At 69.8% G+C, this 23,932-nt stretch carries 22 protein-coding genes, 1 tRNA gene and 1 pseudogene; 10 read left to right on the top strand and 14 right to left on the bottom strand.

Features of this window, described 5'->3' with window-relative positions; translation table 11 throughout:
* Window positions 1-148: 148 nt before the first annotated feature.
* Together QNO07_RS07660 and QNO07_RS07655 are read right to left on the bottom strand one after the other, a co-directional pair.
* On the bottom strand, window positions 149-634 hold the full coding sequence (locus QNO07_RS07660; RefSeq protein WP_182855793.1) for a MarR family winged helix-turn-helix transcriptional regulator: 486 nt from the start codon (window positions 632-634) through the stop codon (window positions 149-151).
* A gap of 93 nt (window positions 635-727) precedes the next feature.
* A pseudogene (locus QNO07_RS07655) lies at window positions 728-1,215 on the bottom strand (IS5 family transposase); the annotation flags it as partial.
* Window positions 1,216-2,311: 1,096 nt separating this feature from the next.
* Here QNO07_RS07655 and dnaN point away from each other — a divergent pair.
* The 8 genes from dnaN (at window position 2,312) to QNO07_RS07615 (ending at window position 12,171) form a co-directional block, all read left to right on the top strand.
* Complete coding sequence (dnaN, locus tag QNO07_RS07650) at window positions 2,312-3,442, top strand: DNA polymerase III subunit beta (RefSeq protein WP_283990880.1); 1,131 nt, start codon at window positions 2,312-2,314, stop codon at window positions 3,440-3,442.
* A 118-nt stretch (window positions 3,443-3,560) separates the two neighbouring features.
* Window positions 3,561-4,448 carry a phosphogluconate dehydrogenase (NAD(+)-dependent, decarboxylating) gene (gene gnd, locus QNO07_RS07645; protein WP_283990879.1) on the top strand — a complete coding sequence of 296 codons (888 nt, stop codon included), beginning with the start codon at window positions 3,561-3,563 and terminating at the stop codon, window positions 4,446-4,448.
* 98 nt (window positions 4,449-4,546) lie between these two features.
* Window positions 4,547-5,662: a DNA replication/repair protein RecF gene (gene recF / locus QNO07_RS07640; protein ID WP_283990877.1), complete on the top strand. Its 1,116-nt coding sequence runs from the start codon at window positions 4,547-4,549 to the stop codon at window positions 5,660-5,662.
* Window positions 5,659-6,255 (top strand): DciA family protein, encoded by a 597-nt coding sequence (locus tag QNO07_RS07635; RefSeq protein WP_283990876.1) that lies wholly within the window; start codon window positions 5,659-5,661, stop codon window positions 6,253-6,255. Before recF ends, QNO07_RS07635 begins: the two co-directional genes overlap by 4 nt.
* 279 nt (window positions 6,256-6,534) lie before the next feature.
* A complete protein-coding gene (gene gyrB / locus QNO07_RS07630; RefSeq protein ID WP_283990875.1) occupies window positions 6,535-8,604 on the top strand; it encodes a DNA topoisomerase (ATP-hydrolyzing) subunit B in 2,070 nt (689 codons plus the stop codon).
* A 41-nt stretch (window positions 8,605-8,645) separates the two neighbouring features.
* Complete coding sequence (gene gyrA, locus QNO07_RS07625; protein ID WP_283990874.1) at window positions 8,646-11,246, top strand: DNA gyrase subunit A; 2,601 nt, start codon at window positions 8,646-8,648, stop codon at window positions 11,244-11,246.
* Window positions 11,247-11,249: 3 nt separating this feature from the next.
* Window positions 11,250-12,023 carry a DUF3566 domain-containing protein gene (locus tag QNO07_RS07620; RefSeq protein ID WP_283990873.1) on the top strand — a complete coding sequence of 258 codons (774 nt, stop codon included), beginning with the start codon at window positions 11,250-11,252 and terminating at the stop codon, window positions 12,021-12,023.
* Window positions 12,024-12,094: 71 nt separating this feature from the next.
* Window positions 12,095-12,171: transfer RNA gene (locus tag QNO07_RS07615), tRNA-Ile, on the top strand.
* A 56-nt stretch (window positions 12,172-12,227) separates the two neighbouring features.
* Here QNO07_RS07615 and QNO07_RS07610 read toward each other — a convergent pair.
* The 12 genes from QNO07_RS07610 to QNO07_RS07555 form a co-directional block, all read right to left on the bottom strand.
* A complete protein-coding gene (locus QNO07_RS07610) occupies window positions 12,228-13,400 on the bottom strand; it encodes a site-specific integrase (RefSeq protein ID WP_283990872.1) in 1,173 nt (390 codons plus the stop codon).
* Window positions 13,400-13,591, bottom strand: a complete 192-nt coding sequence (locus QNO07_RS07605) for a helix-turn-helix domain-containing protein (RefSeq protein ID WP_283990871.1) — start codon at window positions 13,589-13,591, stop codon at window positions 13,400-13,402. The genes QNO07_RS07610 and QNO07_RS07605 overlap by 1 nt, the downstream gene beginning before the upstream one ends.
* A 222-nt stretch (window positions 13,592-13,813) precedes the next feature.
* The gene (locus QNO07_RS07600; RefSeq protein WP_283990870.1) at window positions 13,814-15,613 is read right to left on the bottom strand and encodes a DnaB-like helicase N-terminal domain-containing protein; all 1,800 of its coding nucleotides are present in this window, start codon (window positions 15,611-15,613) and stop codon (window positions 13,814-13,816) included.
* A gap of 88 nt (window positions 15,614-15,701) precedes the next feature.
* Complete coding sequence (locus QNO07_RS07595) at window positions 15,702-16,172, bottom strand: hypothetical protein (protein WP_283990869.1); 471 nt, start codon at window positions 16,170-16,172, stop codon at window positions 15,702-15,704.
* Between the two features lies 1 nt (window position 16,173).
* A complete protein-coding gene (locus tag QNO07_RS07590; protein WP_283990868.1) occupies window positions 16,174-16,368 on the bottom strand; it encodes a hypothetical protein in 195 nt (64 codons plus the stop codon).
* 11 nt (window positions 16,369-16,379) lie between these two features.
* The gene (locus QNO07_RS07585; RefSeq protein WP_283990867.1) at window positions 16,380-16,568 is read right to left on the bottom strand and encodes a hypothetical protein; all 189 of its coding nucleotides are present in this window, start codon (window positions 16,566-16,568) and stop codon (window positions 16,380-16,382) included.
* Window positions 16,569-16,591: 23 nt separating this feature from the next.
* Window positions 16,592-16,843 carry a hypothetical protein gene (locus QNO07_RS07580; RefSeq protein ID WP_283990865.1) on the bottom strand — a complete coding sequence of 84 codons (252 nt, stop codon included), beginning with the start codon at window positions 16,841-16,843 and terminating at the stop codon, window positions 16,592-16,594.
* Window positions 16,844-16,984: 141 nt separating this feature from the next.
* Window positions 16,985-19,225 (bottom strand): cell division protein FtsK, encoded by a 2,241-nt coding sequence (locus tag QNO07_RS07575; RefSeq protein WP_283990864.1) that lies wholly within the window; start codon window positions 19,223-19,225, stop codon window positions 16,985-16,987.
* A gap of 88 nt (window positions 19,226-19,313) precedes the next feature.
* Window positions 19,314-20,105, bottom strand: coding sequence for a DNA cytosine methyltransferase (locus QNO07_RS07570; protein ID WP_283990863.1), 792 nt, complete (start codon window positions 20,103-20,105; stop codon window positions 19,314-19,316).
* Entirely contained in the window at window positions 20,102-21,097 is a 996-nt protein-coding gene (locus tag QNO07_RS07565; RefSeq protein ID WP_283990862.1) for a DUF2637 domain-containing protein, read from the bottom strand. The genes QNO07_RS07570 and QNO07_RS07565 overlap by 4 nt, the downstream gene beginning before the upstream one ends.
* Window positions 21,094-21,738 (bottom strand): GGDEF domain-containing protein, encoded by a 645-nt coding sequence (locus QNO07_RS07560; RefSeq protein ID WP_283990861.1) that lies wholly within the window; start codon window positions 21,736-21,738, stop codon window positions 21,094-21,096. Before QNO07_RS07560 ends, QNO07_RS07565 begins: the two co-directional genes overlap by 4 nt.
* Window positions 21,735-22,022 (bottom strand): hypothetical protein, encoded by a 288-nt coding sequence (locus QNO07_RS07555; protein ID WP_283990860.1) that lies wholly within the window; start codon window positions 22,020-22,022, stop codon window positions 21,735-21,737. The genes QNO07_RS07560 and QNO07_RS07555 overlap by 4 nt, the downstream gene beginning before the upstream one ends.
* Window positions 22,023-22,178: 156 nt before the next feature.
* Here QNO07_RS07555 and QNO07_RS07550 point away from each other — a divergent pair, with 156 nt between their 5' ends.
* Complete coding sequence (locus tag QNO07_RS07550; protein WP_283990859.1) at window positions 22,179-22,529, top strand: winged helix-turn-helix domain-containing protein; 351 nt, start codon at window positions 22,179-22,181, stop codon at window positions 22,527-22,529.
* 155 nt (window positions 22,530-22,684) lie between these two features.
* Window positions 22,685-23,932 (top strand): NsdA family TPR-like regulatory protein, encoded by a 1,248-nt coding sequence (locus QNO07_RS07545; protein WP_283990858.1) that lies wholly within the window; start codon window positions 22,685-22,687, stop codon window positions 23,930-23,932.

The raw sequence follows: 23,932 nt of genomic DNA, 5'->3' as shown, positions 1-23,932 counted from the left end.
GCTTCACACACCAAAGGATGCCCAACACCAGGAAAGATCACTCAAGGTAACGAAGCACTACTAGGACCTGTCCGGCGGATCATGCTGGACAGGCACCGGTCCGGGGAGCCGGGCGGCGCGAGCGGTGAACCGGAGCCGCCCGCCCGGATCAGTGGTGCCACGCGTCACCCTTCACGTTGTGGATCATGCGCTGGAGGACCTTGAGGGTGCGGGCGTACTCTTCGTCCGGAATGCCCTCGTGTACCTGGCGGCGCAGCTCCGACTGCCGCGCCGCCGCACGGGAGTACAGCTCCGCGCCCGACTCGGTCCGCAGCAGGTGCCCGTCCTCGTTCTGAAAGACCAGGCCCCGGGCGACGAGGCTGTCGATGTCGCCGGGCAGGTCATCGTCGGGGCCCGGGTAGTAGCTGAGGAATTCGGTCAGTTCCGCGCGGCCCCAGCCCTTCGGGCGCTCGCTGAGGTGGTGCAGGACCCACCAGGCGGGCTGGGTCAGGCCGAGGACGCCGAGCGCGGTCCGGATGTTCTGGACGACGGCCTGGCCGGCCGCGTTGGCCCAGTATCCGATGGGCTGGGCGATGAGGCCGGCGTCGTCGTGGGAGGGGGCGAAGGGGGCTGAGGTGCTGCTCGAAGTGGTCATGGGAAGAACGTAGAACCTCAACTTGACTTGAGGTCAAGCGCTTTGGGACAACGAGTCGGGCAGGACGGCCGACGGACGGACTTGTCCGGTCGCTCATGCTCGGAGCCAGATAGTGAGGGCTGCGGCTGTTGCGGTGCCGAGGAAGACGTAACCGCGCTTGTCGTATCTGGGGTCGCGACGGCTCGGTGTTGTTGGAGCCGGTTGATCGCTCGTTCGACGGTGTTGCGTTTCTTGTAGCGCTCTTCGTCGAAGCCGGGTGGTCGTCCGCCGCGTGAACCTTTGCGTAGGCGGGCGGCCTGGCTGTCGGTCTTCTCCGGGATGGTGTGCCGGATGCCGCGTCGTCGCAGGTACTCGCGGCAAGGCCCGTTGCTGTATGCCTTGTCCGCCGCGACGCTGTCGGGTTTCTTGCGGGGCCGGCCCGGGCCCCGCCTGAGGACGCGGATCTTCTCCAGCACGGGCTCGAACTGCGTGCAGTCCGCGCGCTGCCCCGGTGTGACGACCAGAGACAACGGGCGGCAAAGGCCGTCCGCGCTCAAGTGCAGCTTGGTGGTCAACCCGCCGCGCGAGCGGCTCAGGCCCTCACCTCCCGCACCACTTTCATCAGCCGGGCGCGGAGGTTCTGCCACCTCTAGGCCCCTCTAGGCCCCTCTCGGTCGCACGACCACTCCCCTCCACCCCGCGCCTCGGGCCGTCCCCCTCCCGCCGGGACGGCCCGCTTCCGCGCGCCCGTACCGGCGGTCCGCCACGCCCCCGCTCGGCCCGTCCCCCGACGCGCACCCGCACTCCGTCACGCACCTCTCCGGGACCTCTCCGGACGTGCCCTCCGACCGCCCCCGGATGATGCCCGCGGCGGCGCTCGCCGGCGCCCTCCCACCTACTCCCGCAGCCCTCGCGCACCCTCCTGCGGGCCTCCCGCACCCCTGCGCAGGCCTCAGATCGGCAATCCGGTCGTCCGCGGCCTGTTCGATTCCCCGGCCGACGGGCCCTCCCGGACCTGGATGTCCACAGAAATCACCGACTCGGCCCGTCCACACCCTGGGGACTGCCGCGTTGTCCAGAAAGCGTCCACAAGCCGAAGCGGTGCGGCATGATCGTTCGAGGTCACACGGCTGGGGAAATGTGCACAAAGATCATCCACAGGCTGTGGATAAAAATCACCCGTCAACAGCCGTCCCGAGTTGTCCACTCTCCGCCCACAGGCAACAGCGGGTTGTGCACAGCTTCTCCACACCCCTGTCCACTGTTCGGCAACCCGACGCGCCCTCTCACCGGGTCGAGTGAAAGGCGTCACATCAAGGTGCCGGGTTGGGCTGTTGAGAACCTGGGTAAACCTGGGGACGCAGCTGTGGGGAACTAGGGCCCGGCTGTGTACGGGGTGTGCAGAACTTTCTGTCGTCCACAGGAACCCCCTGTTCATCCACCGCTGCGCCCACAGGCCCGGTGGACAAAAAACCGGTCCTGACCTGGCCGTACGGGGTTATCCACGGAATCCACAGCCCCTACTACTACGACTACAGAGTTAGACCAGGAATCTCGCTTCGAAGTGGGGGCTGTGCACAACTCGCCCCGAAAGCTCTCTGCCCCTTCGGCAACGACTTGACCCCGAGCAGCACCAGCTGTCAGTCCGGTGCGTCAGACTGGACCCCGGCAACGAGCAACAGCAGGAGGCGGCTGAAGGTGAAGATCCGGGTAGAGCGCGATGCACTGGCGGAGGCGGTGGCGTGGGCCGCCAAGAGCCTCCCCGCCCGTCCCCCGGTGCCGGTCCTGGCAGGGCTGCTGCTGAAGGCGGAGGACGGCAAGCTGAGCCTCTCGGGCTTCGACTACGAGGTCTCCGCCCGGGTCTCGGTGGAGACGGACGTCGAGGAGGACGGCACGGTCCTCGTCTCAGGCAAGCTGCTCGCCGACATCTGCCGTGCCCTGCCCAACCGCCCGGTGGAGATCTCCACCGACGGCGTGCGGGTCAGCGTGGTCTGCGGCTCCTCCCGCTTCACCCTGCACACCCTGCCGGTGGAGGAGTACCCGTCGCTGCCCCAGATGCCCACGGCGACCGGCACGGTCCCCGGTGAGGTCTTCGCGGCGGCCGTCTCCCAGGTGGCCATCGCGGCCGGCCGGGACGACACCCTGCCGGTGCTGACCGGTGTGCGGATCGAGATCGAGGGCGACACCGTCACCCTGGCGTCCACCGACCGCTACCGTTTCGCGGTCCGCGAGTTCCTGTGGAAGCCCGAGACGCCCGACGCGTCCGCGGTGGCCCTGGTCCCCGCCAAGACGCTGCTGGACACCGCCAAGTCCCTCAGCGGCGGCGACCACGTCTCGCTGGCCCTGTCCGGCTCCGGCTCGGGTGAGGGGCTGATCGGCTTCGAGGGCGCCGGCCGCCGCACCACGACGCGGCTGCTGGAGGGCGACCTGCCCAAGTACCGCACCCTGTTCCCCACCGAGTTCAACTCGGTCGCGGTGATCGAGACGGCCCCGTTCGTCGAGGCGGTCAAGCGCGTGGCCCTGGTCGCCGAGCGCAACACGCCGGTGCGCCTGAGCTTCGAGCAGGGCGTGCTCATCCTGGAGGCGGGTTCCAGCGACGACGCACAGGCTGTGGAGCGGGTCGACTCGCAGCTGGAGGGCGACGACATCTCGATCGCCTTCAACCCGGGCTTCCTGCTGGAGGGCCTCAGCGCGATCGACTCCCCCGTCGCCCAGTTGTCGTTCACCACGTCCACCAAGCCCGCTCTGCTGAGCGGGCGGCCGGCGGTGGACGCGGAGGCCGACGACGCCTACAAGTACCTGATCATGCCGGTGCGGCTGAGCGGCTGACCTGCTTGTTCGTGCATCGATTGAGCGGCCGACCCCACAGGTGTGCACGGAGGTCCGGGCGTAGGCTCGGAAGCGCAGTCAACCGTGCGTGGAACCTGAAGAAAGGCCCCTGATCCTGATGGAGCTCGGTCTCATCGGTCTCGGCAAGATGGGCGGCAACATGCGTGAGCGCATCCGCCGCGCCGGCCACACCGTCGTCGGATACGACCGCAACCCCGACCTCACCGATGTCCACAGTCTCAAGGAGCTTGTGGACGGTCTCACGGGACCTCGGGTGGTGTGGGTGATGGTGCCGGCCGGTGCCGCCACGCAGTCCACCATCGACGAACTGGCCGAGCTGCTCTCCCCCGGCGACGTCGTCGTCGACGGCGGCAACTCCCGCTGGACGGACGACGAGAAGCACGCCGCCGAGCTGCGCCGCAAGGACATCGGCTTCGTCGACTGCGGCGTCTCCGGCGGTGTCTGGGGGCTGGAGAACGGCTACGCGCTCATGTACGGCGGTGACGCCGGGGATGTGGCCAAGGTGCAGCCGGTGTTCGACGCGCTGAAGCCGGAGGGCGAGTTCGGTGCCGTACACGCCGGCAAGGTCGGCGCCGGGCACTTCGCCAAGATGGTCCACAACGGCATCGAGTACGCGATGATGCAGGCGTTCGCCGAGGGCTGGGAGCTGCTGGAGGCCGTGGACTCCGTCACGGACGTCCGGGAGGTCTTCCGCTCCTGGCAGGAGGGCACGGTCATCCGCTCCTGGCTGCTGGACCTGGCAGTGAACGCACTGGACGACGACGAGCACCTGGCCTCGCTGCGCGGTTACGCGCAGGACTCCGGGGAGGGCCGCTGGACGGTGGAGGCCGCGATCGACAACGCGGTGCCGCTGCCGGCGATCACCGCGTCGCTCTTCGCACGCTTCGCGTCCCGCCAGGACGACTCGCCGCAGATGAAGATGATCGCCGCGCTGCGCAACCAGTTCGGCGGCCACGCGGTGCAGAGCAGCAAGCCGGCCGGGTAACCGGCCGCACCCCACCCGGGCGTCACAGCAGGCCGCGTCCGGACAGGCAGCAATCGAGCGTCGGCCGGTTCCAGGCCGGGAAGGTCAGCGGGTCATCCATGCACGTCACGCATCTCTCGCTGGCCGACTTCCGGTCCTACTCCAGGGCCGAGGTCGCCCTCGACCCTGGAGTCACCTCGTTCGTGGGCCCCAACGGGCAGGGCAAGACGAACCTGGTCGAGGCGGTCGGCTACCTCGCCACGCTGGGCAGCCACCGGGCCTCCTCCGACGCCCCGCTGGTGCGCATGGGGGCCGAGCGGGCGGTGGTGCGGGCGGCGGTGCGGCAGGGCGACCGGCAGCAGCTCGTCGAGCTGGAGCTGAACCCGGGGCGGGCCAACCGCGCGCGGATCAACCGTTCCTCGCAGGTGCGTCCGCGCGACGTGCTGGGCATCGTGCGCACGGTGCTGTTCGCACCGGAGGACCTCGCCCTGGTGAAGGGCGACCCGGGTGAACGCCGCCGCTTCCTCGACGAGTTGGTCACCGCGCGCACCCCGCGGATGGCCGGGGTGCGCGCGGACTACGACCGGGTGCTGAAGCAGCGCAACACGCTGCTGAAGTCGGCGGCGATGGCCCGCCGCCACGGGGGCCGCTCGATGGACATGTCCACCCTCGACGTGTGGGACCAGCACCTGGCCACGGTGGGCGCCGAACTGCTCGCGCAGCGGCTGGACCTGGTGGCCGCCCTGGAGCCGCTGGTGGACAAGGCCTACGAGCAGGTGGCGCCGGGCGGCGGCCCGGTGGTGCTGGAGTACCGCAGCGGTGCGGGCGCCGGCAGCCGAGAGGAGCTGTTCGGGCAGTTGCTCGCCGCACTGGGCGAGGTGCGCAAGCAGGAGATCGAACGCGGCGTCACCCTGGTCGGCCCGCACCGCGACGACCTGCTGCTGACGCTGGGCGGACTGCCCGCCAAGGGCTACGCCAGCCACGGCGAGTCGTGGTCGCTGGCGCTGGCGCTGCGGCTGGCCAGTTACGACCTGCTGCGGGCGGAGGGCAACGAGCCGGTGCTGGTGCTCGACGACGTCTTCGCCGAGCTGGACAGCCGGCGCCGCGAGCGGCTGGCGGAGCTGGTCGCGCCGGGCGAGCAGGTGCTGGTGACGGCGGCCGTCGCGGAGGACGTGCCGGCCGCGCTGGCGGGTGCGCGGTTCGCGGTGGCGGCGGGCGAGGTGACGCGGGTATGAGCGGATCGCACAACAACCCACAGCCTGTGGACGGCCCGCGACTTCCGGCACCGCAGCAGCCGGAGGCCCCGGCCCCGGCCGGCGCCGACGAGGAGCCGACCGGGGTGGACCTCGCCCGGGTGGCGCTGCGCGCGGCCCGCGAGCAGGCCAAGGCGCGCGGCGCGGCCAAGGACCAGCGCCAGCAGGCGCGTCGGGGCGGCGGGCTGCGTTCGGGCGCGCGCCGGGACGGCCGGGACCCGCTGCCGCTGGGGGCGGCGATCGACCGGCTGAAGACCGAGCGCGGCTGGGAGATGCCGATGGCGGTCGGCGGGGTGATGGGCCGCTGGCCGCAGATCGTCGGGGAGACCAACGCGGAGCACTGCCGTCCGGAGACCTACGACGAGGAGGAGCGCGTGCTGTCGGTGCGCTGCGACTCCACGGCGTGGGCGACGCAGCTGCGCATGCTCGCACCGCAGCTGGTGCGGCGGCTGAACGAGGACCTCGGGCAGGGCACGGTGCGCCTGATCAGGGTGCTGCCGCCGGGCGGTCCGCCGCGTCGGTACGGCTCGCTGCGGGCGCCCGGAAGTGTCGGCCCGGGGGACACCTACGGCTGATCGGCGGCCCGGCGCGGGGGCGGTTCTGAGCCACCGTGAAGTGATCCCGGTCACGGTCACCGAAGGTTGACACTCGGAAGCGCTGAGCGCCCCTGTGAGCCTCTTGGGGGCCCGGGGTGCATAGAGGGAGTCGGCGGACGCGGGTTCAGGGCGGCACATGGGTACTCAGGCACCGGCAAACCCCCATGAGTGTCGGCGCTACCGGTAGACTGGACGACATCCGCCGTTGGCGGACCCAGTCGAACGACGCAGCCGCTCCCGCCTGCCGGGAGACGGCTCGTGCTGTGCCAGAAAGGGCGCTTCGTGGCCGATTCCGGCAACCCCAACGAGAATCCCCCGTCCCCCGACGCCGAGGGGCAGTCCGTGCCCGCGGACTCGCCGTCGTACGACGCCAGTGCGATCACGGTCCTGGAGGGGCTGGACGCGGTACGCAAGCGCCCCGGCATGTACATCGGTTCCACCGGAGAGCGCGGGCTGCACCACCTGGTGTACGAGGTGGTCGACAACTCCGTGGACGAGGCCCTGGCCGGGCACGCCGACTCCATCGAGGTGACGCTGCTCGCCGACGGCGGGGTGCGCGTGGTGGACAACGGGCGCGGCATCCCGGTGGGCATCGTGCCCTCGGAGGGCAAGCCGGCGGTCGAGGTCGTGCTGACGGTCCTGCACGCGGGCGGCAAGTTCGGTGGCGGCGGTTACGCCGTGTCGGGCGGTCTGCACGGTGTCGGCGTCTCGGTGGTCAACGCGCTGTCGAAGACGGTCGACGTGGAGATCCGCACGGACGGCCACCGCTGGACGCAGAGCTACGAGCGGGGTGCCCCGACGGCGCCGCTGCGGCAGCACGAGCCCACCGAGGAGACCGGCACCTCGGTCACCTTCTGGGCCGACGGCGACATCTTCGAGACCACCGAGTACTCCTTCGAGACGCTGTCGCGGCGCTTCCAGGAGATGGCCTTCCTCAACCGGGGGCTGACCATCTCGCTGACGGACGAGCGGGAGGCGGCGAAGCAGACCGCGGGCGCCGACACCGCGGACTCCGCCGACGAGAACCAGCCGCGTACCGTCACGTACCACTACGAGGGCGGTATCTCGGACTTCGTCCGGCACCTCAACTCCCGCAAGGGCGAGCTGATCCACCCGACGGTGATCGAGATCCAGGCCGAGGACAAGGAGCGGCTGCTCTCCCTCGAACTGTCGATGCAGTGGAACACCCAGTACACCGAGGGTGTCTACAGCTTCGCGAACACCATCCACACCCACGAGGGCGGCACGCACGAGGAGGGTTTCCGGGCGGCGCTGACGGGCCTGGTGAACCGCTACGCGCGGGAGAAGAAGCTGCTGCGCGAGAAGGACGACAACCTCACGGGTGAGGACATCCGCGAGGGGCTCACCGCGATCATCTCGGTGAAGCTGGGCGAGCCGCAGTTCGAGGGCCAGACGAAGACGAAGCTCGGCAACACCGAGGCGAAGACCTTCGTGCAGAAGATCGTGCACGAGCACCTGACGGACTGGCTGGACCGCAACCCCAACGAGGCCGCGGACATCATCCGCAAGGGCATCCAGGCGGCGACCGCGCGCGTCGCGGCCCGCAAGGCGCGCGACCTGACGCGCCGCAAGGGCCTGCTGGAGACGGCGTCGCTGCCGGGCAAGCTGTCGGACTGCCAGTCCAACGACGCCAGCCGGTGCGAGATCTTCATCGTGGAGGGCGACTCCGCGGGCGGCAGCGCCAAGTCGGGCCGCGACCCGCAGTTCCAGGCGATCCTGCCGATCCGGGGCAAGATCCTCAACGTGGAGAAGGCGCGCATCGACCGCGTGCTGCAGAACACCGAGGTGCAGGCGCTGATCTCGGCCTTCGGCACCGGCATCCACGAGGACTTCGACATCTCGAAGCTCCGCTATCACAAGATCATCCTGATGGCGGACGCCGACGTGGACGGCCAGCACATCAACACCCTGCTGCTGACGCTGCTGTTCCGCTTCATGCGCCCGCTGGTCGAGGCCGGTCACGTCTTCCTGTCGCAGCCGCCGCTGTACAAGATCAAGTGGAGCAAGGACGACCACGAGTACGCCTACTCCGACCGGGAGCGCGACCAGCTGATCAGGCTCGGCCGGGAGAACGGCAAGCGCATCAGGGACGACTCGGTGCAGCGCTTCAAGGGCCTGGGCGAGATGAACGCCGAGGAACTGCGGACCACCACCATGGACAGCGAGCTGCGGGTGCTGCGCCAGGTGACGATCGACGACGCCGCCTCCGCCGACGACCTGTTCTCGATCCTGATGGGCGAGGACGTGGAGTCGCGCCGCTCGTTCATCCAGCGCAACGCCAAGGACGTCCGCTTCCTCGACATCTGAGTCGGCCCTCCGCCGCATCCAGAAAGGGACTTTGAACAGCAATGGCCGACGAGAACCCCCCAGAGATCACCCCGCTCGTGCCGGCGGAAGGCGTCGCCATGCGCGTCGAGCCGGTGACGCTCGAAACCGAGATGCAGCGCTCGTACCTCGACTACGCGATGAGCGTCATCGTCTCGCGTGCGCTGCCGGACGTGCGCGACGGCCTCAAGCCGGTGCACCGCCGGGTGCTGTACGCCATGTACGACGGCGGCTACCGGCCCGAGAAGGGCTTCTACAAGTGCGCCCGCGTCGTCGGTGACGTCATGGGCACGTACCACCCGCACGGCGACTCCTCGATCTACGACGCGCTGGTCCGCCTCGCGCAGCACTGGTCGATGCGGATGCCGCTGGTGGACTCCAACGGCAACTTCGGTTCGCCCGGCAACGACCCGGCTGCCGCCATGCGGTACACCGAGTGCAAGATGACCCAGCTGGCCATGGAGATGCTCCGGGACATCGACGAGGACACCGTCGACTTCCAGGACAACTACGACGGCCGCAACCAGGAGCCGACGGTCCTGCCGGCGCGCTTCCCGAACCTGCTGGTGAACGGCTCGGCCGGAATCGCGGTCGGCATGGCCACCAACATCCCGCCGCACAACCTGCGGGAGGTCGCGGCCGGCGCCCAGTGGTACCTGGAGCACCCGGAGGCGTCCAACGAGGAGCTGCTGGACGCGCTGCTGGAGCGCATCAAGGGCCCGGACTTCCCCACCGGCGCGCTGGTGGTGGGCCGCAAGGGCATCGAGGAGGCGTACCGCACCGGTCGCGGGGCGATCCCGATGCGGGCGGTCGTGGAGGTCGAGGAGATCCAGGGCCGGCAGTGCCTGGTCGTCACCGAGCTGCCCTACCAGGTCAACCCGGACAACCTGGCGCTGAAGATCGCGGACCTGGTCAAGGACGGCCGGGTCGGCGGCATCGCCGACGTCCGGGACGAGACCAGCTCGCGCACCGGCCAGCGCCTCGTCGTGGTGCTGAAGCGCGACGCGGTCGCCAAGGTCGTGCTGAACAACCTGTACAAGCACACCGACCTGCAGACCAACTTCGGCGCGAACATGCTCGCCCTGGTCGACGGAGTGCCGCGCACCCTGTCGCTGGACGCGTTCATCCGCAACTGGGTGGCGCACCAGGTCGAGGTGATCGTGCGGCGGACCACGTTCCGGCTGCGCAAGGCAGAGGAGCGTGCGCACATCCTGCGCGGCCTGCTGAAGGCGCTGGACGCGATCGACGAGGTCATCGCGCTGATCCGGCGCAGCCAGACCGTCGAGGAGGCCCGCGGCGGCCTGATGGACCTGCTGGCGATCGACGAGATCCAGGCCAACGCCATCCTGGAGATGCAGCTGCGCCGGCTGGCCGCGCTGGAGCACCAGAAGATCACCGCCGAGCACGACGAGCTGCAGGCGAAGATCCGCGAGTACCAGGCGATCCTGGCCTCCCCGGTCCGGCAGCGGGAGATCATCAGCGAGGAACTCGCCTCGGTCGTCGAGAAGTTCGGCGACGACCGGCGGTCGAAGCTGATCCCCTTCGAGGGTGACATGTCCATCGAGGACCTGATCGCCGAAGAGGACATCGTCGTCACGATCAGCCGCGGCGGCTACGTGAAGCGCACGAAGACCGACGACTACCGGGCGCAGAAGCGCGGCGGCAAGGGGGTGCGCGGGACCAAGCTGAAGGAGGACGACATCGTCGACCACTTCTTCGTCTCCACCACGCACCACTGGCTGCTGTTCTTCACCAACAAGGGCCGGGTGTACCGGGCCAAGGCGTACGAGCTGCCCGACGCCGGCCGGGACGCGCGCGGCCAGCACGTGGCCAACCTGCTGGCGTTCCAGCCCGACGAGCAGATCGCCGAGATCCTCGCCGTGCGCGACTACGAGGCGATGCCGTACCTGGTGCTGGCCACCAAGTCGGGCCTGGTGAAGAAGACCCCGCTGAAGGACTACGACTCCCCGCGGGCCGGCGGTGTCATCGCCATCAACCTGCGCCAGATGGACGACGGCCGCGACGACGAGCTGATCGGCGCCGAGCTGGTCTCCTCCGACGACGACCTGCTGCTCATCAGCAAGAAGGCCCAGTCGATCCGCTTCACCGCCACCGACGAGGCGCTGCGCCCGATGGGCCGGGCCACGTCCGGCGTGAAGGGCATGAGCTTCCGCGAGGGCGACGAGCTGCTCTCGATGAACGTCGTCCGGGCGGGTACCTTCGTGTTCACCGCCACCGACGGCGGGTACGCGAAGCGCACGAACGTGGACGAGTACCGGGTGCAGGGCCGTGGCGGGCTCGGCATCAAGGCGGCCAGGATCGTCGAGGACCGCGGGTCGCTCGTCGGCGCGCTGGTCACCGAGGAGACGGACGAGATCCTGGCCATCACCCTCGGCGGCGGCGTGATTCGTACGCGGGTCAACGAGGTGCGGGAGACCGGCCGTGACACCATGGGCGTCCAACTGATCAACCTGGGCAAGCGGGACGCCGTCGTCGGCATCGCGCGCAACGCCGAGGCCGGTCGGGAGGCCGAAGAGGTCGACGCGGTCGAAGACGGGGAGTCCCCTGTGGACGCTCCGGACGGGGACGCGGCAGCCGCTGCGGACACGGAGAACGAGGAGTAGGTCGTGAGCGGGACCACGGGCGACGAGGAGTCGGGCGCCGCCCGTGGTCCGTCCGCCCACGACGAGGGCCACCAGGGCGATTCCCAGCGCAGGGGAACAACAATGACCAGTGCTCAACCCCATCAGCAGCAGGCCGGCAACCCGCAGGCGAAACAGCCGCCGGGCAACCAGCCGCCCAGCACGAAGCCGCCGGGCACGAAGCCGCCCAGCACGAAGCCGCAGCCACCGCAGGGCACGCCGACGGCCGACGGCGGCCGGACGCAGGCGCAGCCCGCGGGCCAGCAGCAGCCGCAGGCACAGCCGCACCACCCGCCGCAGGCGTACCCGGCACCGGCAGGCCCGGCACCCGCCGGCCCGGACGGCGGCGCGGTCCGCCGGCCCCGCACCGGGGCCAGCACGGTCCCGCGGACCCGCAAGGCCCGACTGCGGGTGGCCAAGGCCGACCCGTGGTCGGTCATGAAGGTCAGTTTCCTGCTGTCCATCGCGCTCGGCATCTGCACCGTCGTCGCGGTGGCGGTGCTGTGGATGGTCATGGACGCCATGGGGGTCTTCGAGACCATCGGCCAGACGATCAGCCAGGCCACCGAGTCGGCGGAGGGCGGCGGCTTCGAGCTGGAGACCTTCCTGTCCCTGCCGCGGGTCCTGCTGTTCACCTCCGTCATCGCGCTGATCGACGTCGTCCTGGCCACCGCGCTGGCGACCCTGGGCGCGTTCATCTACAACCTGTCGGCGGGCTTCGTCGGCGGGGTGGAGCTGACCCTGGCCGAGGACGAGTAAGGGCCGGTCGCGGCACCCGGGAACCGATTTTGGGACCAGGGACTATGTGCGCTAATCTTTCCGTGCAGCGCGGGGCTATAGCTCAGACGGTTAGAGCGCTTCCCTGATAAGGAAGAGGCCACAGGTTCAAGTCCTGTTAGCCCCACCAGCACAAAAGACCCCCGGACGATCATGTCCGGGGGTCTTTGACATCCAGGGCTGACATCAGCCGAGTAGCTGATCACCCTCCAGCAGCACGGCCAGCCGGGTCGCGGCCGTCCGCTGGTCCTCGTCCACCACGTGCGTGTAGATGTCCATCGTCATGCTGATCTGGCTGTGCCGCAGGATGGTCTGCGCCACCTTGGGGTGCACCTTCAGGAAGGCCAGCAGCGTCCCGCAGGTGTGCCGGGCCAGCCGGGGAGTGACGCGGCGGACCTTGGCCCGGGTGACGAGTGCGTCGAAGGACCGTGAGAAGCCGCGGGGCTCGATCAGCCCGCCGTTCCGCTCGGAGAAGATGAGTTCTTCGCCCGGCTCCTGGTGCCAGGCCGCGCCGGCCGCCGCGCGCTCCAGCCCTTGCAGGTAGCTGCGCTCCCTGAGCGCGTCCACACAGAACTTCGGCAGCGGAAGCGCGGCGGTCGACGAGTCGGTTTTCAGGTCCTTGAGCACAAGCCGACTACGGCCGTCCTTGCCCTTGACCCGCTGCACCTGCTTGGTCGGCGTGAACTGCTCGTGCTCGAAGTCGACGTCTTGCCAGCGCAGTCCTAGCAACTCGCTGCGGCGCAGGCCCAGAACGAGGATGAGGACGAACGCTGCGTACAGCCGGTGGGCGCGTGCGGTGCGAAGGAATTCGATCGCCTCCTTGGCCGTCCAGGGCTTCCGCTCCTGCTTGACGACCTTCGGGGCGTCGACCAGCTCGGCGACGTTCCGCACTAGGATCTCTTCCCGGCGTGCCCGGTTCAGCGCGTTCCGCAGCACGCGCAGTGCCTCGAAGCGGGTAGCGGCCGGCACGCCCTTGCGCAGCAGGGTCGCGAGGAACTGCCGGACGTGCGTCGGGGTCAGCCGGGTGAGCGACTTGCTGCCCAGATGCGGGACCAGATACAGCCGGACCATCGTTTCGTACTTGCTGTAGGTCATGGGCTCCTTGTTCGGCTCCACCACGTGCGTGAGCCAGTAGTTGAGCCAGTCGCCGACCTTCCAGGAACGGTTGGGGACCGGCACGCCTTTGCGCTCCTGCTCCTGGAGCTTGGACAGCTCCTCCGCCACGTCGTCGTACGACTTGCCGTACACGAACTTGCGGACCCGGAAGCCGTGCGAGTCCGTCACGTAGGCGGCGCCCTGGTAGCGGCCGTCCTTCCGGCGGGTGATGGTTCCTGCCCCGTTCGGGCGCCTCTTGGCCATCAGGCTGCATCCTCCATTCGCTTGCGCATGAACGTGCTGATCTCGTCGGCCGGGATGCGCCGGGCCCGGCCGATGGTGAAGCTGCGCAACTGTCCGGTGCGCATGAGGTCGTAGATCTTGTTCCGGCTGATCCGCAGCGCGGCCATCGCTTCGGGCACGGTGACTGCCTCGCAGGTTGCGGGGAGACGCACGGTTTCTCTCCGTTCGTGTCCGCAGGCGGAGCGATAAGGGCGGTAAGGGTGGAAAGCCGTCTGACCTGTGCTTTCGCGCGTGCGATAAGGAGGGCGGTATGGGGGGTGGTAAGTCCCGGTGCCGGCGGAGCGCTGCACTTACCGCCCCTCTTTCCGCGCCCCTTACCGCCCCCGTGCTTCCGCTGGTCAGTGGGCTTATCGACCTTTGCGCCCTTAACGCCCTCAGCCCGCGTAGCGGATGACGGTCGTGGGGCGGCCACGCGTGGGGCGCTGAGTGCGGACGTAGCCGGGCTGGTCGAGCAGTTCGGCGGTGAGCCGGTCGCGTTCGGCGCGGGTGGTGTTCTTGAACAGCCGCCGCACCTGGTCGGCGCTGAGTCCGTCCGGACCCGCAGCGCGCACGGCGTCGGAGAGCTTGTTCACCTTCGGGTTTCCGGTGACGTGACCGAGCAGGTGCACGGCGGACGCGCGGGCGTAGTCGAGCAGGTGCCAGGCAGCGCGCATGTGGGTCTCGGTGATGGTGTCGGTGTGGTCGCACAGGGCGTAGACCATGGCGACGCGCTGCACGTAGGGAGCGGCACGAGCCGTGAACTGGGCGATGACACCGCCCGCGGAATCGTCGCTGAGGGCGGGATACACCACGTCGCAGTAGAGGGCCCAGGCGTCGGGGCTGAACTTCACCGTGTCGACCCGGGCGGCGTCGTCCAGCACGGTGCGCCAGCTCCCTGCGAGATTGCTGACCAGTTCCGGGTTGGCGCCGCGCGAACCCGGCAGGATCAGGTTCCGGTGGCAGAAGATCGGCAGGAACCTGTTGTAGGTGCCGCCGGCCATTTCGGAGTCCTGCATCTTGGCGCGGAACTCTTCGGGCGTGATGTGACCGAGGATCGCAATGTGCGGGTCGGTGGCCTTGAGCGAGTCACGGACCATCGAGCCGAGCGAGTCCCCGTCCCACGCTTGCCGGAGCACACCCGGCAGGCTGCTCCCTTCCCGGCGGCCCCGGCTCATCGTGACGGCGTACTCGGACTCCAGCACCCACAGACGCTTGTCAGCGCTGGCCGGGTCGGCGTCGTCGCTGTCGTCGTCCTTGACGTACTCGATGAGCCCTTCCCCTGAGTTGAGGCCGCGCGGGGTGTGCTCAGGCCCGAAGAACGCGGGCAGGGCTTCCGCCAGTACCCGCCGTGCGGTGGACGTGGCGGAACCCTTCCGGCCGGTCGAGGTGGGGCCGATGGTCAGTGCCCAGATCAGGCAGGGGTGCCGGTCGTTGCCCACCATGACGTGCGGGCGACGGCCGATGACCGCGCCGGCCGCTGAGAGCAGGTTCACCAGCACCGCCACGGGGTCCGCCTCGGTGGTGCCGTCCAGCTCCCGGACCGTCTCACCGACCCAGCCGGAGAACACGTCCGGGTGCGGCGTCGGTCCGGGCCGGTGGGGGCGCCGGATGCCGTTCTGCGGGTCGTAGAGCGGGTTGGGCGGGCCGTCCGGCGCGTCGTCGGTCTCAGGGCCGTTGGCGCGGTCCTGGACCGTGAGGGTGGCCACCTCGGCAAGGATCGCGGCGCGCACCTGGCTGGCGTCGGCATCAGGTGCGGATGCCGCTTGCACGATGCGGCTACCGGTCTCGATCAGGCGGCGGCGTTCGGCCTTGTCCCGGACGATCTCGGCGTAGTACTCGGCGTGGCTGGCGCTGGGCACCGCGTTGACCAGCGAGTGCAGGTAGCCGGGGCCACCGACCCGGTTCAGGTCGCCGCTCTGTTCCAGGTGGCGGGTCAAGGTGATCGGGTCGACGGCCTGACCCTCGTCGTGCAGCTGCTGAATCGCCCGGTGGATCGTCTCGTGCGCCGGCCGGTAGTGGTCGGCCGGGTCCATGGTGGCGGCCACGTCGGTGACGGCTGCCTCGGACAGCAGCATGGCGCCGAGCACGGACTGTTCCGCGTCCAGGTCCTGCGGGGGAGCGTTGCGGCTGGCTTCGCCCGGACCGTGCAGCGGCAGCACCGTGCCGTCCTGCCGGTCTGCGGGGTTTGCTGTCATCCTGGAGGTCTCCTGTTCTGTGATGAACGGGCAGGGAGACCGGAGCGGCGGGCGTTCCTTGGCCGGGTGACCGCCGCTCCGGGCATAGCTACTGGTTGTTGGCGATCCAGGCGGCGTACTGGTGGCGGACGTAGCCGCGCGGGTCGCAGAGGTTGCCGACGTTGTCCAGCTCCATCAGTCGCCGGGCCGCTTTCGTGGCGACGTCAGCCGTGTCGCCGCTGGTGTCGTCCCGTTCCGCGGTGAGGGCAATGCGGTCCAGGACTGCGGCCTTGCGCAGCCAGAACTCACGGTCGAGCGTGGTACCGAACGGCCGCTGGGCTGCCGCGTCGGCGGTCCACCCGATCTCGCGGATGATGCTGGGAGCGGCGGCGTAGGCCGCTTCCGGCGCCGGCCACTGTGCGGCGGCGTCCGGCCGGTGGTCAGCGGTGACGTACAGACGGTCCATCTCGCTGTTTCGGGAGGGCATGCGCCGTACCGCGCCAGTGGTGAAGGTGCCGCTCAGCGCCGTGGTGATGCGTTCCGCGTCGGCGGGGTCGCAGATGATGCGGATCTCGAACATGTCAGCTCTCTTCGGTGTGGTTGATCAGGGCTGCGAGGTTGCCGCCGAGGGCGGCCATCCGGTGTTCGATGGCGGCCCATGAGGTGGGGTCGATGGAGGCGAGTGCGTGGGCGGCTGCGGCCTTGTCGCCGTGGCGCAGGGCGGCCAGCGCGTCGCGCAGTTCTCCGGCGGCCATCAGGGTGATGTGGTCGGGCACGGGGGTGCTCCTCACAGGTCGGGGATGGCGGTGATGACGGCGGCGGTGAAGTCGTTGATGGGCCCAGCGGCGCCGGTAGCGGCGAGGAAGTAGCCGAAGCCGACGGCGACGAACGCCGATCCGGCGCTGAGGCTGCGGGTCTTGAGCAGCATCGCGAGGAGTGCTCCGAAGAGGAGTGCGAGGGAGATGGTCACGGCCATGGCAGGTGTGTCCTTTCGTGGGGTCAGCGGGTGCCGTCGCGGTGGAGGCGGGCGGCGATGTTGTAGAGGTGGCGGCCGAAGCGGATGCGTTTGCGGTCGCCCCGGCAGCGGCGGCAGAGGCGGCCGGGCCGGGTGCGTCCGCGTCGGTCGGTGGTGAGCCGGTAGCCGAAGCCCCGGCAGCGGCGGCAGTCGCCGAACGGCGAGACCGCACACAGAAGTCCGTAACCGAGGGTGACGGCGGTCAGGCAGGCGATAGCAAGGAGCACGGGGGTCACGGGGTGCCTCCACGGGCCGGTTTCGAGGGTTTGCGCAGGTGGGCCGCTAGCCGATAGCGGCCTGATCAGATGGGGTGTGGGCCGCTATCGGGGCCGCTAGCGCTAGCAGGTGTGGGCGCTAGCGTTAGCGGCCCCGGCGGGTCAGCTCGCGTCCCGCTTCTCGTCACGCTCCGCAACAGCAGCGGTGAGGTGGGCACGGGTGACGCCACGCTGGTTGACGGTCTTGCCGTTGACGCGGCGACCCACCTGACCGGTCTTGATCCCGTACGGCTTCAGGGCGGCGGTGAGGTGGGCCGTCTTCTCCTCACCGTCCATCCGCGCCCAGTCGCCGTACTTCTCCGGCCGCAGCTCGGCAAGCCGGTCGACGACCGTCTCGTTCCAGACCTTCGTCTCACTGGCGGGGATCACCGCGAGGATGTCCGTCAACAGCGTGTCCACCGGCTTCGCGGTCTTGGCCGTGGCCGGGTCGGGCAGGGTGCCGGCCACCGCCCGCGCAGTGCGGGCACGCTCGCACAGCGTCGCGGCGGCGGCGTTGTCGATGTAGTACGACCGCACGATCTGTGCGTTGGGACCGGCGCCCACCAGGTAGCCGATGCCCAGGTCATCGGCGGTGAACGAGGTGGCGCGGATGCCGTTCTTGTACATCGACGTCCCCAGCACCATGTCGTTCTCCGGCTGGCCCATCACCTGGAGACAGAACCGGATGCCGACGTTCGCGGAGATCGCCTTGGGCAGGGAGTCGGCGTCCGGGCGCTGCGTGCCCAGCAGCAGAATCACGCCCAGCGCCCGGCCCCGCTTGATGATGGCCGTCGCCAGCTCGGCGGCCTTCTTGCCGTGGCGTTCGTGGGTGAAGACCTCCTGGCACTCGTCGATGGTCATCACCAGCGGGTGCAACCCCAGGGACTTCTTGGCCGCGAGTTCGGGCGTGACCTTGTTCTCCGGGCAGATGTCCTTGGGCAGCCCGTTGATGACCCGCGCCCGACGGTCCAACTCCCCGTACACGTAAGCCAGCGCGTCCACGCACCCTTCGACGGTGGCGTCGTCGCCGGGCCCGGACCCGTAGCTGTGGGAGATCGGCTCGAAGGAGGAGAAGTCTCCGGTGCCCTTGAACTCCCAGGTGTGCAGCTCGGCGGTGGGGTCCATGGCGGCGGCCAGCAGCAGGATGCGCAGCGCGAACGTCTTGCCCCGCCCCGGCATCGCACCAACGAGGAAGTTGGCGTACATCAGGTCGAAGCCGACCGCCCTACCGCGCGGGTCGGTGCCGTACGGGACGGCCTTGAACAGTGACGTGGTGCCCGACTTCAGCAGCGGCCACGCGGGCTGCGGTGCCTTGGCCATGTCCTGGTCCCCCACCCACAGCATGAGGCGCCCGGTGTGCTCGCCGGGTACCGGCTCGGGCCACACGCAGCCCAGGGGCTTGCGCAGCCCCGACGCCAGGCGCTCGCGCCGGTCCAGGACGTCGGAGACCGTCACGCCGTAGGGAAGGTCGAGGTCGGCGCGCCAGCCTTTGCCGTCGCGCTGGATCGGGGCCTTGAACTCCACCCCGTCCTTACCGCGGCTGGCCTGCTTGTTGATCTCGGCGATGCCCAGTGCCGCGAACGCCCGCACCACGATCTGCGACGTCAGCCGGGAGACCTGCGGCAGCTCCACCGCCCGGGTCACGATCGGGGCGTCCGCCTCACGGCCGGCGAAGCCCAGCGCCAGCACCAGCGCGCTCACCGAAACCGCCTGAAGCCACCCCGGGGCGAGCACGTACAGGGCCAGACTCGCACCGACTCCGATCAGCGAAGCCAGCACCATGGCTAGGGTCCGCAGCCGCACCCGGCCGTCCCGCTGCCGCGACAACTTCAGGTACTCCACCGCGTCTTCCCGCCGCACCGCCGCCAGCCGGACCGGCTCGCCCTCCCGGTCGGCCAGCCACCGCAACGTGCCGCCCACGAACCGGGCCGCGCCGCGCGGCGAGTGCACCGCCAGGCGCCCGGCATACACCGGCACCCGCAGCGAGTGATACGCCGTCAGGTGGCCGTAGTGACCGGCCACCCATCCGGCGGCCGTCTTCAGCTCACCGAGCGACCGCAGCCACGCCGGGACCACCGGGCGCCGCTTCGCAGCCGTCACCCGCTCCATGAAGCCGGGACCGACCGGCGCCGGGCCGTCGACCATCACCGGCCCCGACCCGTCGGCCGACCCACCGGCCGCCGAGTCGGCCCGACCGGACGCACCGGAGCCGGGGGCGGAGTCGGCCGACTGGTCGCCCGACTCGGCACGGGCGTCGCGCGCCTTGTCGAGGTCGACCACGTCGGCCCCGGAGTCGGCCGCCAAGTCGGCTTCGAGCCGGGCGAACAGTTCACGTTCCTTGTCGTTGCCATCTGCGTGATTCACTGAGATTCCTTCCCATCAGTGGAGGGGTTGGCGGGGCCCGGCCGACGCTGTGAGAGGTGGGCGGCCGGGCCCCGCGGTGTGTGGCGGGTCAGGTGGGGGGTTGGGTGCGGTGGTGGTGGTCTGTGGTGATCAGGCGGCCGAGGTGTTCGGCCGCGGTGGGGATGACGGCGTTGCCGTAGGCGGCAAGTTGGTCCACGTGGTGGGGAAGCCCATGAGCCAGGCGATCCACGTGGGGTTCGGCAGCAAGCCAGGTGTGCGCGGTCTGCCGTCGCGCAGCCACAGGTGGGCGAGGTAGTCCTCCAGTTGTGAGCGGTGTTTCCCGCTCTGCGCCCTGGCCCATGCGATGCCGTGGGCTCCCATGGAGGCTCGGGGGGTGGGCCAGGAGGTAGAGCCGTTCACGGGCTGCCTGAGGGGCGCCGAAGTCGGGTGCCGATAGCACTGCCCATTGCGCATCGAACCCGAGGGCGGCCAGGTCACCGAGCATCCAGCCGAAGGCGTCGGCATCTCGAACAAGGTCTGCGACGTTCTCCACGAGGACGTAGCGGGGTCGAACGTGGCGCACCACGTCAGCCATCGCCGGCCACAGCCATCGTTCGTCGGCGGTGCCGAGCTGGTGACCGGCGAGGCTGAAGGGCTGGCAGGGGTAGCCACCGCAGACGACGTCGACCAGCGGTCGGGGGCGGGAGTCCCACCAGGCGGCGGCGGTGCGTACGTCGTCATGGCGGTCTACCTCCGGCCAGTGATGTGCCAGCACGCGCCGGCAGAACTTGTTGCTCTCCACCTGGCCCACCACACGCAACCCCGCGCGTTCCAGGCCCAGTTCCAACCCGCCGATCCCCGAGAACAGCGACAACACCCGCAAATGACCACCGGCACTCATGCCGCCACCGCCCCGGCGTCGTCCCGGCCGAACCGGGACCGCTCGGCGCGCTCGGCGCGAAGCGCGTCCCGCAACAGCCGGGCGTTCTTCTGGGAGGTGCGGACCGCCAAACGGATGGCGTCGGCCGTCAGCCGCTCGTCAGCCCACTCGGCCGTGGCGTGGCGTGCCTCGTGCAGCAGCTCTTCGGTCGAGCGCACCCCCTTGCGCGTCGGCTTCGTCGACCGTCGCGGCCGGGGCTTGGCCGTGGCGACCGGACGCGGCTCCGGCTTGGTGTCGGGCTGCGGTTCCGGGTCCCGCTCCTCCAGCAGGGCGCTGGTGGGCGCGAGTTCGCCGAGCTTGAGCAGTACGCGTGCGCGGTGCGGTGTCTTGGAGCGCCAGCGACGGCCGTGCTGCTGGCGCAGGTCCGCCCGGTCGAGCTGGCGTTGCCGTTCGCGGGCCAGCGCGTCGCTATAGGAGGTGATCTCCCACAGCGTCATGCGGCGCCACAGGGCGAACGTCGACAGGGGAGCCAGCAGCCAGCGAGAGCGGCGGATCTTCTCCATACGGCGGCCGGTCACGGCGCCGATGCGGGATGCGTAGACGTGAGCGGCGATCTCGGAGAGCACCACCCACAGCAGTGGCATCGCGGCGTGCGCGACCTTCGCCGAGAGCGAGTGACCGGCGGCGATGTTGAGCCAGCAGGTGACTGCTGTGAGCGCCCAGGGCACGAACCGCACCCAGCCCAGCGGCATGTTCATCCGGATAAGCAGCAGGTTGGCAGCGGTGAACACCGGGATGGCGATGTCGATGCCGACCGGCAGCATCCACGGGGAGCCGAAGCCCCACCGGGCGGCTGCGGCGGACACCGAGTCGAACGACGACGCCAGGCCCAGGGCCCCGACGCCGACCGCCGCCATGCCGACCACGACCAGCAGCGCCCGTTCCGGCCGGGACAACACCGGCACATCGGTTGCCACCGTGGCGGGTGCGGGTTTGGTGAGGTTGACGGTCATGACCGCTCACCCCCGGCGGGGCTGCTGCCGTTGCGGCCGTCGCGGCGACCGTTGACGGTTTGCATGAGCGGCGCCGCTCCCGACGCCAGCCAGGTACCGCCGCCGCCCTGCTTGGCCGCGTACATGGCCTCATCCGCGCGCCGCAACGCCGCCGACAAGTCCGTCACCGGCAGCTCAGCCACCGGCAACGCGCCCACCGACGCACCCAGCGGCAGCGTGCGCCCCTCGAAGGTGACCGGCGCGCACAGCGACCGGTGCAACGCGAGCAGCGCGTTCGGGAGGTGGCCGGGCATGGGCACGGTGGCGGCGAACTCGTCCCCGCCCAACCGGGCCGCGCAGCCGCGCAGGCTGTCGGTCCAGATGGCCAGCCGCCCGCCCGCAGCTCGAAGGGCGGCGTCCCCGGCGGCATGACCGAAGGTGTCGTTCACGGCCTTGAAGCCGTCCAGGTCGACGACGACCACCGCACATGCCCGCTGCTCAAGCAGCCGAGCGGCGCGGCACTCGAACTCGGCCCGTGTCGGCAGACCGGTCAGCGGGTCACGTCGGGCACGCTCAAGCCGACGGCGCAGACAGGCCGAGTGCACCGACCAACCGGCAGCCACCGGTGCCACGGCCGCAGCTGCAGAGAGAAGCGCGCTCATGCCGCCACCCCCCGACCGGCCGGGCGCCGCTTCGCCGCGCTCCGCAGCAGCGGAACGGTGCGGGCGAGCGCCTCGGCGTAGAGCGCGTCCCAGCCGGACACCTCGTCGGCGTCCGCCTGGTGCCGAAGGTCGGCCAGTACGTCTCGGGCGACGTCCAGTCGAGCGGCGCGCTCGGTGCGCGTCTCCCCCGGGACTCCGAGGAACAGTTCACGGTCGATGCCGAGCGCAAGCTCGGCGAACTCACAGGCGTCCAAAGCCTCTTGACCAGCTACGAAGGTGCGCATTGCCACTCCTGTTGTCAGGCGTGCAGGGCAGAGAGAAGCGGCCGGCGTTCCTTGGCCGGGAGACGACCGCTCGTGCATCAGCTTGCACTAGTGCGCACTAGCTCGCAACCTTTGCGGCAGGGCGCATAAGGGCGCGCTGGTCGATACGCTCGGGGCATGAGCCTTGCCGCGAACGACCCCAGACCGAAGCCGGTGCAGGTAGCTGACGTCCTCAGGAGAGACATCACCGAGGGGACGTACCGGGACGGCCGTTTGCCGCCGACGCGGGAGCTTGCCCGGATGCTCGGCGTCGCCGGCCAGACGGTGCGGGACGGGTTGAGCATCCTCGTCGACGAGGGGCTGATCTTCTCTGCGAGCAACCGCGGGTACTTCGTAACCGCTGCCTCAGCAGCGCCGGGACCTAAGCAGGACACAACCGAAGAGATCAAGGAAATCCGCTCCCAGATTCAGGCATTGACACAGCGCGTGGCCGCCCTGGAAGGGCGGGCCACGTCGGACGGTGCGTGATCTGGGGAACACTGTGGAGTAGGGAAGCGCTGACAATAAGTGACAGGAAGGGGGTCAGTGATGGTGGGACAGGGACACCCCGAATGTCCCCCCGTTGTCCTCTTGCGCGTCCCCCCTGTGGGAGGACCAGACTCGCTGTAGGCAAGGGAGGGCACATGACCGACGACAGGCCGACATGGGCACGCCGCCTCGTGGCTGAGCGCCAGGCACGGGACTGGTCCCAGCTCGATGCCGTACGAGCCCTACGGGCCCACGCTCCGACAGAGTTGCCCGGTGAAGAGTCACTGGTCCGGCAGTGGAAGCGCTGGGAGGCCGGTTCGACGCCGGGCGACTTCTACCGCCCGATCATCGCCGCGACCTTCGGCACGGTCACCAACGCCCTGTTTCCCGCGCCCGGCCGGCGCGACGGTAACGCCGAGATCGTGGCGGCCAGCGGCATGGAAACCCTTGAGATCGTCAGCCGCCTGAAGCGCTCCGACGTCGACGCCGCAACGCTGGACGCTCTGCGCATCACTGCCGACCGCCTGGCGTCCGAGTACCCCTTCATGCCGAGCGAACAGCTCCTCGTCGAAGGTCGCCAGTGGCTCCGGCGCGTGGTGGATCTCCACTCCAAGAGCCTCACCCTTGCCCAGCACCGTGAAGTTCTCGCGCTCTCGGGCTGGCTCGCGCTCCTGGTCGGCTGCGTCGAGTACGACATGGGCAACCGACACGGCGCGGAGTCCACCCGCCAAGCTGCCCTCTCGCTGGCCAACGAGACCGATCACGGCGAGATCGCCGGGTGGGCCCACGAGATGCGCGCCTGGTTCGCCCTGACGACTGGCGACTATCGGGGCGTCATCGCAGCCGCCCAGGCCGGGACCGAACGCGCCGCGAACCACGGCGTCGCCGTGCAGCTCGCTGGTCAGGAAGCGAAGGCATGGGCCCGCATCGGCGACCGCAGGCAAGTCGAAGTCGCCCTTGACCGGGGGCGGCGGCTACTCGAAGGGATGCCGCAGCCGGAGAACCTGGACAATCACTTCGTGGTGGACCCGGCGAAGTTCGACTTCTACGCCATGGACTGCTACCGCCTCGTGGGCGAAGACAAACTGGCCAGCAACCTGGCTGAGCAGGTTCTCAGTGAAGGGACCGACTTCGACGGCACGGAACGATCCCCGATGCGGAACGCCGAAGCGCGGGTGACGCTCGGTGTCACCGCTGCTCGCGCAGGGGATCTCGAAGGGGCCCTGACGTACGGGGGGCGCGCTCTCGAAGGCGAGCGCCAGTCCGTGCCTTCACTGATCATGACGAGCCGGGAGTTGGCGGCTGTGGTCAGGGACCGGTACGCGTCGGACCCCTCCGCGCAGGACTATCTGACCCAACTCCGAGACCTAGGGCAGGCGAAGCCCGGATTCCTCCTCTCTTAG

The organism is Streptomyces sp. 549 (genome assembly GCF_030124175.1).
Lineage (GTDB): Bacteria > Actinomycetota > Actinomycetes > Streptomycetales > Streptomycetaceae > Streptomyces.
Note: the sequence above shows the minus strand (reverse complement) of the source record. Positions and strands in the feature narration are given on the sequence as shown.

Coding starts and splice junctions, on each gene's coding strand:
- gnd (WP_283990879.1), top strand. CDS start 3,561: ATGGAGCTCGGTCTCATCGGTCTCGGCAAGATGGGCGGCAACATGCGT.
- QNO07_RS07610 (WP_283990872.1), bottom strand. CDS start 13,400: ATGGCCAAGAGGCGCCCGAACGGGGCAGGAACCATCACCCGCCGGAAG.
- recF (WP_283990877.1), top strand. CDS start 4,547: ATGCACGTCACGCATCTCTCGCTGGCCGACTTCCGGTCCTACTCCAGG.
- QNO07_RS07545 (WP_283990858.1), top strand. CDS start 22,685: ATGACCGACGACAGGCCGACATGGGCACGCCGCCTCGTGGCTGAGCGC.
- QNO07_RS07635 (WP_283990876.1), top strand. CDS start 5,659: ATGAGCGGATCGCACAACAACCCACAGCCTGTGGACGGCCCGCGACTT.
- QNO07_RS07600 (WP_283990870.1), bottom strand. CDS start 15,613: ATGACAGCAAACCCCGCAGACCGGCAGGACGGCACGGTGCTGCCGCTG.
- QNO07_RS07570 (WP_283990863.1), bottom strand. CDS start 20,105: ATGAGTGCCGGTGGTCATTTGCGGGTGTTGTCGCTGTTCTCGGGGATC.
- QNO07_RS07595 (WP_283990869.1), bottom strand. CDS start 16,172: ATGTTCGAGATCCGCATCATCTGCGACCCCGCCGACGCGGAACGCATC.
- QNO07_RS07550 (WP_283990859.1), top strand. CDS start 22,179: ATGAGCCTTGCCGCGAACGACCCCAGACCGAAGCCGGTGCAGGTAGCT.
- QNO07_RS07660 (WP_182855793.1), bottom strand. CDS start 634: ATGACCACTTCGAGCAGCACCTCAGCCCCCTTCGCCCCCTCCCACGAC.
- gyrA (WP_283990874.1), top strand. CDS start 8,646: ATGGCCGACGAGAACCCCCCAGAGATCACCCCGCTCGTGCCGGCGGAA.
- QNO07_RS07565 (WP_283990862.1), bottom strand. CDS start 21,097: ATGACCGTCAACCTCACCAAACCCGCACCCGCCACGGTGGCAACCGAT.
- QNO07_RS07560 (WP_283990861.1), bottom strand. CDS start 21,738: ATGAGCGCGCTTCTCTCTGCAGCTGCGGCCGTGGCACCGGTGGCTGCC.
- QNO07_RS07585 (WP_283990867.1), bottom strand. CDS start 16,568: ATGGCCGTGACCATCTCCCTCGCACTCCTCTTCGGAGCACTCCTCGCG.
- QNO07_RS07555 (WP_283990860.1), bottom strand. CDS start 22,022: ATGCGCACCTTCGTAGCTGGTCAAGAGGCTTTGGACGCCTGTGAGTTC.